Consider the following 3799-nt stretch of genomic DNA (forward strand, 5'->3'; position numbering starts at 1 on the left):
TTCCTAAGTTTAATTACTTAGTCCACCTTTATTTATGCATATATCAACATTTTCTTAAAGAAAATGTTGATTAAACTTGATCTAATGCTTGTTTAACATCTTCTAATATATCATCTATGTTTTCTAGTCCAACTGATAATCTAACAAGTCCTGGTGTTATTCCAGCTGCTATAAGTTGATCATCTGTAAGTTGACGATGTGTTGAACTTGCTGGATGAAGTACGCATGTACGAATATCTGCTACATGAACTACATTTTCTGCAAGTTTTAAATTATCCATAAATCTAATAGCATTTTCTCTACTTCCTTTTATTGAAAATGATACTACTCCACTACATCCATTAGGTAAGTACTTTCTTGCTAAATCTTCATACTTATTTCCTTTAACTGTTGGGTAATTTACAAATTCAACTTTTTCGTTATTACTTAAAAACTCTGCAACTTTTTCAGCATTTCTACAATGTTTTTCTATTCTAACTGAAAGTGTTTCAAGACCTAAATTCAGAAGAAATGCAGCATTAGCTGGTATATATGCTCCTAAATCTCTCATAAGTTGTACTCTAGCTTTTGTTATATATGCTGATTTTCCAAAATCTTTTGAATAAATTACACCATGATATGATTCATCTGGCTCTGTAAATTCTGAGAATTTACCATTTGTCCAATCGAAATTACCACTATCTATAATAACTCCTCCAACTTGAACTGCATGGCCATCCATATATTTAGTAGTAGAATGAATAACTATATCTGCTCCAAATTCTATCGGTCTGCAAAGTATGGGTGTTGCAAAAGTATTATCTATTATAAGAGGTACATTATTCTTATGTGCTATTTTAGCAAACTTTTCTATATCAAATACAGCTATAGCTGGATTTGCAATAGTTTCTCCAAAAACAACTTTAGTATTTTCTCTAAATTCTTTTTGTATTTCTTCCTCTGAAGCATCAGGATCAACAAATGTACAATCTATTCCAAATCTTTTAAGTGTTACTGCAAACAAATTAATTGTTCCCCCATAAATTGTTGCAGCACTAATGATATGATCCCCAGCTTTTAAAATGTTTAATATACTTATTAAAGATGCTGCTTGACCTGAACTAGTACAAAGAGCTCCTATTCCACCTTCTAATGAAGCTATTTTATCTTCTACAGCTCCAACTGTTGGATTTGATATACGTGAATACATATGACCTTCAGCTGTTAAATCAAATAATTTTCCTATTGCTTCTGTACTATCATATCTATATGTAGTACTTTGATAAATCGGTAATGCTACTGGTTCTCCATTCTTTGGTTTATATCCTTCATGTAGACATTTTGTTTCAATTTTCATATTTTATTACCCCCTAAAATTTATTGCTTATTTATTAAAACATATTTTAATACATTAAAAAAAACTATTTCTCCTGTTTAAAGATAGAGAAATAGTTAATAAAAACAAATTTATATATAACTTCTATGCATCTCTTATCTTTCAGGAAATTTCCTGCAGGATTTAGCACAATTCTAACTTTCGCATTAAAGTTAGCTGTTGCTAGGCTTCATAGGGCCAGTCCCTCCACCATTCTTAATAACAGATTTATTTTTAATATGTTTATATTATATATCATTTTTTAACATTTGCAACCATAATTTAAAAATATTTTATTATATTGTTATTATTTTAAATATTACATACAATTTCTTTATTCTCTGTAATAATAGAATTAACCCTTGTATCATGGCTGTCCATTGGAACATTATCTAATATTTGAAAATCATATGCTAAAGAAATCTTCTGTATATTTTTTGAGCATTTACTCATATATCTATCATAAAATCCTCCGCCATATCCCATTCTGCCCCCATTATTATCAAAAGCTACACCTGGCATAATTATCAAATCAATTTCTTCTAATTCAACTGCTAATCCACTTTCAGTAGGTTGTAAAATTCCATGTTTGTCTTTTATAAGATTTTCTAATGATGATATTTTAACAGCCTCCATCAATTTTGTATTATAGTTTGTTCTAGGAACATAAATATTTTTTCCATCTTCTAATGCTTTTCTTATTATAGTTTTAGTGTCAATTTCAGAATCATAAGAAATATACACAAAAATATTTCTACACTGTGAATAAAACTTACTTTTTAAAAATTTATTGTGAATTATATTATCAAAATTTCTTTTCTTATTAATATCCATTTCTTTTCTTATTTTTAGTATTTTTTTTCTTAATTCTTTCTTTTCCTCTGAGATATTCATTACTATTTCGCCCCTTACAACATTTTTAATTATTATGAATAAAACTTCCCCATAATATTAATACTATATTTTATTATGAACAAGTATAGCTAAGATTTAATTTATAAACAACTTAAACTTTAACTATTTTTATAAAATTAATAGTTTATGTTAATTTTTAATATAAATCATTTATTAAAATAGTATTTAATAAATAAAACTTTAATTGTATAATCTATTTAATATAAAATAATAAAGGTGGGGCAACAAATGAGTAAATTAGAAGAAATAATGAAATATAATAACGACTTTGTAGAAAATAAAAAATTTGAAGAGTTTATTACAACCAAAACTCCTAAAAAGAAAATGGTTATATTATCATGTATGGACACTAGATTAACAGAATTATTACCTAAGGCTATGAATATAAAGAATGGAGATGCAAAAATAATAAAAGACGCTGGTGCAACTGTAATTCATCCATTTGGTAGCGTAATAAGAAGTATATTAGTTGCAATATATGAATTTGGAGCTGAAGATATATTTGTAGTAGGGCATCACGGTTGCGGTATGAGTAATTTAAATACCAAAACTCTTATAAGTAAGATGGTTGATAGAGGAATAAGTAATGATACTTTATCTATTCTAAATAATTCTGGAATAAATATTGAATCATGGCTTCATGGATTTGAATCTGTTGAAAATTCTATAAAAGAAAGCGTAAAAATGATAAAAAATCATCCTTTAATTCCTAAGAACATAAGAGTTCATGGATTAATTATCAGCCCAGATACAGGAAAGATCGATATTATTGTAAATGGCGATATTTAAATAAATATATTTTAATTTTAATACTACAAAATTAGAAATATCTATATAAAAAGTTATTTCTAATTTTTTATTTTTATATTAAACCACTAGTTATTCAAAATAAACTTTAGGTTTATTAAAAATAATTTCCTTTTCTATATTGCAATTATCCTTATCAATAGTTACTTTATAAATTTCAGGACATCCCTCTTCTCTCCATCTTTTCATATAGTTAGGAGTAGCTTGTATTTCATTATAATAATTTTGATCATACATATCCGAAAATTCTAAATAACATAACAAACTATCTTTATCTAACAATATATCTTTTTTATTTATATTTTTTACTATTGGAATAAAAAATCTTAAAGGTACTTGATAATCAAAGTTTCCTTTTATTTTTTTACCCTCTATAATAGCTCTTTTAAAAAATAATTTATTTTCTTCACCATCTGTAAATTTAATTTTAAAAATAATTTGTCTTTTCTTATTCTTTTCTAACTTTACTATAACCACTTAATCACCATCTATCTATAATGTATAAAACTTAATTATTTGGCTATATTTTAAAACAGTGTTGATATTGTAGTATAAAGCTCATGGACAGAGGAATTTACTTAAAACATAGCCTTAATTTAAGAAAAATATTATTCTATAACTTTATTTTATCACGGAGAATATCTACTGTCTAAGAATTTAACATTTATTTAAACTAATTCAAAATAAAAAAAGTGTTTTAGATAATAAAATGGTACCTATAGA

The 3799-nt window shown here is 25.8% G+C and carries 4 protein-coding genes and 1 riboswitch; of the genes, 1 reads left to right on the forward strand and 3 read right to left on the reverse strand.

All coding sequences use genetic code 11. The features are described 5' to 3' along the window. Positions 1-70: 70 nt before the first annotated feature. Together NG904_RS03860 and NG904_RS03865 are read right to left on the reverse strand one after the other, a co-directional pair. Positions 71-1336: an O-acetylhomoserine aminocarboxypropyltransferase/cysteine synthase family protein gene (locus NG904_RS03860; protein ID WP_252229889.1), complete on the reverse strand. Its 1266-nt coding sequence runs from the start codon at positions 1334-1336 to the stop codon at positions 71-73. A gap of 131 nt (positions 1337-1467) precedes the next feature. Beyond that, positions 1468-1580: riboswitch (SAM riboswitch) on the reverse strand. An 86-nt stretch (positions 1581-1666) separates the two neighbouring features. Beyond that, positions 1667-2248, reverse strand: coding sequence for a 5-formyltetrahydrofolate cyclo-ligase (locus tag NG904_RS03865; protein ID WP_252215177.1), 582 nt, complete (start codon positions 2246-2248; stop codon positions 1667-1669). Positions 2249-2497: 249 nt separating this feature from the next. Here NG904_RS03865 and NG904_RS03870 point away from each other — a divergent pair, with 249 nt between their 5' ends. Then, complete coding sequence (locus NG904_RS03870; RefSeq protein WP_252229891.1) at positions 2498-3058, forward strand: beta-class carbonic anhydrase; 561 nt, start codon at positions 2498-2500, stop codon at positions 3056-3058. Positions 3059-3148: 90 nt separating this feature from the next. Here NG904_RS03870 and NG904_RS03875 read toward each other — a convergent pair whose 3' ends face one another. Then, positions 3149-3553, reverse strand: a complete 405-nt coding sequence (locus NG904_RS03875) for a hypothetical protein (protein WP_252229893.1) — start codon at positions 3551-3553, stop codon at positions 3149-3151. Between the last annotated feature and the right edge of the window lie 246 nt (positions 3554-3799).

Source organism: Clostridium sp. ZBS15 (assembly GCF_023845705.1).
Lineage (GTDB): Bacteria > Bacillota > Clostridia > Clostridiales > Clostridiaceae > Clostridium > Clostridium aquiflavi.

Coding starts and splice junctions, on each gene's coding strand:
- NG904_RS03860 (WP_252229889.1), bottom strand. CDS start 1,336: ATGAAAATTGAAACAAAATGTCTACATGAAGGATATAAACCAAAGAAT.
- NG904_RS03870 (WP_252229891.1), top strand. CDS start 2,498: ATGAGTAAATTAGAAGAAATAATGAAATATAATAACGACTTTGTAGAA.
- NG904_RS03865 (WP_252215177.1), bottom strand. CDS start 2,248: ATGAATATCTCAGAGGAAAAGAAAGAATTAAGAAAAAAAATACTAAAA.